Annotated in this window: 4 protein-coding genes and 1 tRNA gene; 2 read left to right on the forward strand and 3 right to left on the reverse strand. The window is 70.7% G+C overall.

All coding sequences use genetic code 11. The annotated features are described in order from the left end of the window. Positions 1-33: 33 nt before the first annotated feature. Complete coding sequence (locus ACWF94_RS29300; RefSeq protein WP_453494984.1) at positions 34-1,419, forward strand: tyrosine-type recombinase/integrase; 1,386 nt, start codon at positions 34-36, stop codon at positions 1,417-1,419. Positions 1,420-1,461: 42 nt separating this feature from the next. On the opposite strand, the gene ACWF94_RS29305 is transcribed toward ACWF94_RS29300, so the two are convergent. Next, positions 1,462-1,538: transfer RNA gene (locus ACWF94_RS29305), tRNA-Thr, on the reverse strand. 213 nt (positions 1,539-1,751) lie between these two features. Here ACWF94_RS29305 and ACWF94_RS29310 point away from each other — a divergent pair. Then, a complete protein-coding gene (locus tag ACWF94_RS29310) occupies positions 1,752-3,263 on the forward strand; it encodes an MFS transporter (RefSeq protein WP_453494987.1) in 1,512 nt (503 codons plus the stop codon). Positions 3,264-3,266: 3 nt separating this feature from the next. On the opposite strand, the gene ACWF94_RS29315 is transcribed toward ACWF94_RS29310, so the two are convergent. Continuing rightward, positions 3,267-4,826 carry an alpha/beta hydrolase gene (locus ACWF94_RS29315; RefSeq protein ID WP_453494990.1) on the reverse strand — a complete coding sequence of 520 codons (1,560 nt, stop codon included), beginning with the start codon at positions 4,824-4,826 and terminating at the stop codon, positions 3,267-3,269. 334 nt (positions 4,827-5,160) lie between these two features. Continuing rightward, positions 5,161-6,366 carry a DNA polymerase III subunit delta' gene (locus ACWF94_RS29320; protein WP_453494993.1) on the reverse strand — a complete coding sequence of 402 codons (1,206 nt, stop codon included), beginning with the start codon at positions 6,364-6,366 and terminating at the stop codon, positions 5,161-5,163. Positions 6,367-6,604: the final 238 nt, after the last annotated feature.

Consider the following 6,604-nt stretch of genomic DNA (forward strand, 5'->3'; position numbering starts at 1 on the left):
CGGTCCGGGGCCGCTTCTCGCATGGAGGAACACATGGGCACCCGCAACCCGAACAACGAATCGTCGGTCTACCTCGGCACTGACGGCTGGTGGCACGGCCGCGTCACCATGGGCGTCAAGAACGACGGCAGCCCCGACCGGCGTCACCGCCGTGCCAGGACTGAGCCCGAAGTGCGCCGCAAGGTCAAAGCACTGGAGAAGCTCCGGGACGAGAAGCGCGCTCCCAAAGCCGGGCGCGTCCCCACCGTCGCGACGTGGATGGAGACCTACCTCACCGACATCGCGAGCCTCAAGCTCAAGCCCCGGTCCCTGGATGACTACTGGTCCAAGACCCGCAACGACATCATCCCCGGCGTCGGCCAGCACCGGCTTGACAAGCTCCAGCCCGAGCATCTGGAACGCATGTACCGCGTCATGCTCAACGAGGGACACGCGCCCTCCCACGTGCTGAAAGTGCACCGCATCCTCTCCAGAGCCCTGAAGATCGCGCACCGCCGCCGCATCATCGTGGAGAACGTCGCCACCCTCGTAGACCCGCCATCCGTTGACGAGACCGAAGCGAACCCCTTCACCACCGACCAGGCCAAGGCGTTCCTCAAAGCCGCCACCGACCGGCCCACCTTCATGCGCTGGATCGTCGGTGTTGGCATGGGCTTCCGGCAGGGGGAAACCCTGGGACTGCGCTGGAAGTACGTCGACCTGGAGAACGAGTTGTTCCACCCCCAATGGCAGCTCCAGCGGCTCACCTGGCGGCACGGCTGCACCGACCCGCACGCCTGCGGCGCGCGTCTGCACCGCTTCACCCCCTGCCCGGCGGACTGCGCCACGCACAAGGCGTACAAGCGAGGCTGCCCCAAGCCCTGTCCGACAGGCTGCACCCGGCACGCCAGCACGTGCCCGGACCGCAAAGAGGGCGGACTCGTCTTCACCCGCCCCAAGACCAAGAAGAGCCGCAACCCCGTACCCATCCCCCCGCCCTTCATCCCCTACCTCCAAGAGCACAAGGCGCGGCAGGACGACGACCGGACCGCCGCGGGCGACCTGTGGGAGGACCACGACGCGGTGTTCGCGCGGCCGGACGGCCGGCCGCTCGACCCACGGGCCGACTGGGAGGAGTTCAAGGAACTCCTTGAAGAGGCGGGGATCAGCGACCGCCGCCTCTACGACGGGAGTCGGCACACCGCCGGAACCATCCTGAACGAACTGGGGGTGGACATGCCCACCATCATGGAGATCCTGCGCCACACCCAGATCAGCCAGACCCGGCGGTACGTCAAGGGACGCTCCACCCTCACCAAGGACGCCATGCAACGCATGGGAGACACCTTCATGCCCGCCCCCGAACCCCCAACTGAGACCAGAACTGAGACCGGCGACCGCCGCGCGGCACGCGCACGACGTCGCCGACGCATCCGCTGAACGGAAAAGCCCAGCTCAGAGACTGTCTGAGCTGGGCATCAGTGGAGCCGCCTTCGGGATTCGAACCCGAGACCTACGCATTACGAGTGCGTTGCTCTGGCCAACTGAGCTAAGGCGGCGAGCTGCGACTACACCTGTTCCGGAAAGAACACGTTCCCATCAGCAGCGGCGCCAAGTCTACAGGGTTGTTCCGGGTGCCCCGCACCACCCCGGGGCCGCCGACCAGCGGGGGCTCGACTTGCGCAACGGATGGCGGGGGGCGACATTATGGGCGATAAATGATCAATCGGGGATGATGAGCATGTTTAATACCTGAAGGGATGAGATGTCCCGTGGCCAGAGCCGTGAATCCCACAGGCCACGCCACGGAGGGCGGGCCGGGTACCGGGCGCTGGGGGATGCTCGCGGTGTTGTGTGCGAGTCTGCTGCTGGTGGCCATGGATGCGACGATTCTCAATGTCGCGCTGCCGTCACTCATCGACGATCTGCGGCCGGACGCGCTCGAACAGCTGTGGATCATCGATATCTATGGACTGGTCCTCGGCGGTCTTCTGGTCACCACCGGTGCGATCGGCGATCGCTACGGGCGGAAGCTGCTCTTCATCAGCGGTTTCGTGATCTTCGGGGTGGCATCGGTCGTCGCGGCGACCGCGGAGAGCACCTGGCAGCTGATCGCCGGGCGGGTGCTGCTGGGGATCGGTGGGGCGATGGTGATGCCGTCGACGCTGTCGCTCATCCGGAACATCTTCACGGACGCCCATGAGCGGGCGCTCGCCATCGGGATCTGGGCCGCCGTGGCCGGAGCGGGGGCGGCGGTGGGGCCGCTGGTGGGCGGGGTGCTGGTGGAGGAGTACGGGTGGGCCGCCGCGTTCTGGGTGAATGTGCCGATCGTGGTGGTGACCGTGGTTGCCGGGGCGTGGCTGCTGCCGGAGTTCAAGGACGCCGGGCACGACCGGCTCGACCTCGCCGGCGCGGGTATGTCGGTCGTCGGCATCGTGGCACTGGCCTGGGGGATCAAGCATGTCGCCAAGGGCAGCCCCACCGCCGTGGATGTCGTGGTGCTGGCGGGCGGGGTGCTCGTGCTGGTGCTGTTCGCGCGCAGACAGCTGACGCTGCGCGATCCGCTGCTCGATGTGCGGCTGTTCCGGAACCGCGCGTTCACCGCCGCCGCGCTGGCGACGCTGATGGCGATGCTGGCGATCGGGGCCGCGCTGTTCCTGATGTCGCTGTGGCTCCAGTACGTCCATGGATACTCCCCCTCCGAGGCGGGCCTGCGCACCCTGCCGGCGGCGATCGCGACGCTCGTGGGAGCACTGCTCGCACCGTCGCTGATGCACCGGATCGGTGTCAGGGCCCTGATGGCGCTGGGTCTTGGCGGGATCGTGATCGGGTTTCTGGTGCTCGCGCTGTCGCCGGAGCCCACGGCATACGGCTATGTCGCCGTCGTCCTCGTCCTGCTCGGGCTCGGCGACGGACTGGCGATCACCACGGCAGCGGCGGTGCTGGTATCCGCTGTCCCCGCCGAACGCGCCGGGCAGGCCGGGGCCGTCTCCGAGACCAGTTATGAGCTGGGGGTCGGGCTCGGGGTCGCCTTCCTCGGGGCGATTCATGGCGCGGCGTACGCGGGCCGGATGGCCGGGCGGCCGGCACAGGCGCGCGAGTCGATCGGCGGGGCGTACGAACTGGCGCGGACCGAAGGCGGCGGGGTGCTGGACGCGGCGCGGGCCGCGTTCGACGGTGCGCTGACGACGACGGCGTATGTCTCGGTGGGGATCGTCGGCACCGTGACGCTGCTGGTGGTGTGGCTGGTACCGCGCGACTTCCGGGCCACCGCCGGACACTGACGGTCAGCGGCAGCGGGTGTCCTTCGGCGGAACCTTGCCTTCCAGAAGGTAGGCGTTGATCGCGGTGTCGACGCAGTCGCTGCCCCGCCCGTACGCCGTGTGACCATCGCCTTCGTAGGTCAGCAGTGTCCCCGACGCGAGTTGGCCGGCCAGCCCCCGCGCCCACTTGTACGGGGTCGCCGGGTCCCGGGTGGTGCCCACCACCAGGATCGGCGGCGCTCCCTTCGCCTCGATGGGGTGCGGCTTGCCGGTGGCGGGCGTCGGCCAGTACGCGCAGTTCAGCGCGGCCCAGGCGAAGTTGCGGCCGAACACCGGCGATGCCTTCTCGAAGTCGGGGAGGGCGGACTCCACCGCCTTCGGGCCGGTGAAGGCGGGCGGCAGGTCCAGGCAGTTCACCGCCGCGTTGGCGTACATCAGATTGCTGTACGAGCCGTCGCCCTCGCGCTCGTAGTAGCTGTCGGCCAGGGCGAGGAGCGGGGCCCCGTCGCCGTTCATGGCGCTGGTCAGGGCCTCGCGCAGCTGCGGCCATGCGCCCTCGTCGTACATCGCGCTGAGCACCCCGGTCGTCGCCAGGGACTCGCCCAGCGGACGGCTCTCACCGGTCGGGACCGGCCGGGCGTCGAGTTCGGCGAAGAACGCCTTGAGCCGGTTGGAGGCGTCCGCCGGGGAGGTCGTGCCGAGCGGGCAGTCGCTCTGGTCGACACAGTCGGCGGCGAACGACTGGAACGCGGTTTCGAACCCGGCGGTCTGGTCGCGGTTCACCGCGAGGGCGGGCGGGGAGGGGTCCAGCGCCCCGTCGAGGACGAGCCGGCCGGTGCGGGCGGGGAACAGCTCGGCGTACGTCGCACCGAGGAAGGTGCCGTACGAAGCGCCCGTGTACGTCAGTTTCGCGTCGCCGAGCACCGCGCGCAGCACATCCATGTCACGGGCCGCGTCGACGGTGGAGACATACGGCAGAACCGCGCCGGAACGCTTCTCGCAGCCCTCCGCGAAGCTCTTGAACGCGGCCGTCAGCCGGGTGGTCTCGGCGGGGTCGTCGGGGGTCTGGTCGACCTGGGTGTACGCGTCCATCTCCTTGCCGGTGAGGCATTCGACGGGCTCGCTGCGGGCGACGCCCCGGGGGTCGACGGCGACCATGTCGTACCGGGCGCGGACCGGGGCGGGGTAGCCGAGGCCCGCGTACGACTGGAGATAGCCGACCGCCGAACCCCCGGGGCCGCCGGGGTTGACCAGCAGCGAACCGAGCCGCTTCCCCGGGCCGGTGGCCTTCGTCCGGGCGACCGCCAGTTCGATGGACTCCCCCTCGGGCTTGTCGTAGTCCAGCGGCGCCTTCATCGTCGCGCACTGGAACTCGGGGACCCCGCACTCCCGCCAGGACAACTTCTGCCCGTAGTACGGCTCCAGTTCGGGCGCGGGCGCCGATCCGCCGCCCACGCCGGAACCGCCCGAGGGGGACGCGGGCGCGGCACCGGTCGACGAGCTTCCTCCGGTACAGCCGGAGACCAGCAGGCACGCTGCCGCCACCGCGAGGACGGAACTGCGGAACATGCGCCTTGGGTCCATTCCCGGAGCGTAGGCGACCGGGCGGAATGACGCCTATCCGCACTCGCACGGGTGAACCCGGGCGAATGCCCCCGGGGTGCTGCCCGTCTCCGTCCCGGGGTGGGGTGCCCGTCCGGTGCCCGTCCCGGCATGGGTGCCCGACCCGCCGTGGTCCGGGACGCCTGGCCGGGGAGGCCCGGGAGGTGACCGGCCGGGGAGCGCGGGGGTCCGGCCGCGGAGGTCCGGAGGGCGCCCGTCCCGGCATGGGGTGCCGCTCCGGGAGGTCCGGAGGGCGCCCGTCCCGGCATGGGGTGCCGCTCCGGGAGGTCCGGGAGGTCCGGGACCGCGCCCGCTGTCACCCCGCCCGCAGCGCCATCGTCATCGCCTCGACGGCCAGCAACGGTGCCACATTCGTCTCCAGCGCTTCCCGGCAGGCGAGGACCGCTTCTATCCGGCGCAGGGTGCGCTCGGGCGTGGACGCGCGGGAGACGCGGTCGAGGGCGTCCCGTACATCCGCGTTGGCGATCGCGGTCTCGGTGCCGAGCTGGAGGGCGAGCACATCGCGGTAGAACCCGGTCAGATCACTGAGCGCCAGATCCAGGCTGTCCCTCTGCGTACGCGTCCTGCGGCGCTTCTGGTCGTCCTCCAACTCCTTCATCACCCCGGCCGTGCCCCGGGGCATCCGCCCGCCCTGGGCGGCGCCGAGGGCGGCCTTCAGCTCCTCCGTCTCCTTGCCGTCGATCTCCTCGGCCATCTGCTGGGCGTCCTGGGACGCGGCGTCGATCAGCTCCTGCGCGGCCTTGAGACAGCCGCCGATGTCATCGACCCGCAGGGGCAGCTTGAGCACGGTGGCCCGGCGCTCACGGGCCCGTACGTCCGTGGCGAGGCGGCGGGCGCGGTCGATGTTTCCCTGGGTGGCCCGGGCGACGGCCCCGGCGACCTCCGGCTCAATGCCGTCACGGCGTACGAGAAGGTCGGCGACGGCCGCGACGGGTGGCGTACGCAGCGTCAGATGGCGGCAGCGGGAGCGGATCGTGGGCAGCACATCTTCGAGGGAGGAGGCGCAGAGCAGCCAGACCGTGCGCGGGGACGGCTCCTCGACGGCCTTCAGGACAGCGTTCGCCGATCTTTCGTTCAACCGCTCGGCTTCCTCCACGAGGATCACCTGCCAGCGGCCGTTCGCGGGCGAGGTGAACGACTTGCGGACCGTGTCCCGCATGTCGCCGACGCGGATCTGGCCTCCCACGGCGGCGATCCAGCTGACGTCCGCGTGCGTACCGATGAGGGCGGTGTGGCAGCCGTCGCAGAAGCCGCAGCCCGGGACGCCGCCGAGGGCGCGGTCGGGGCTGACGCACTGGAGCGCGGCGGCGAAGGAGCGGGCCGCGGTGAGCCGGCCCCCGCCGGGCGGGCCCGTGAACAGCCAGGCGTGTGTCATCTTCGACGCATCGGGCGGCGATGTGCCCTGCTCGACGGCGGTGACCAGGGCGTCGGCATCCCGGGCGGCGGCGGCCAACTGCTCCCGAACCCGCTCCTGACCGACGAGGTCGTCCCATACGGCCATCTGCCGTCACCTGCCTCTTGTGCTGGGGACTCCCATTGTGAGGCAGGGGTCTGACAACGCCCGCCACACGGTCCCGCGGCCCATGCCCGCCCGCACCCGCAGGGGCATCACGGCGTTCCGGCTTCCGGCTTCCGGCTTCCGGCTTCCGGCTCCGGGCTCCGGGCTCCGGGCTCCGGGCTCCGGGCTCCGGGCTCCGGGCTCCGGGCTCCGGCGACCATCCCGGACCGGAGCGCCGTCC

Source organism: Streptomyces sp. NPDC055078, from assembly GCF_053607985.1.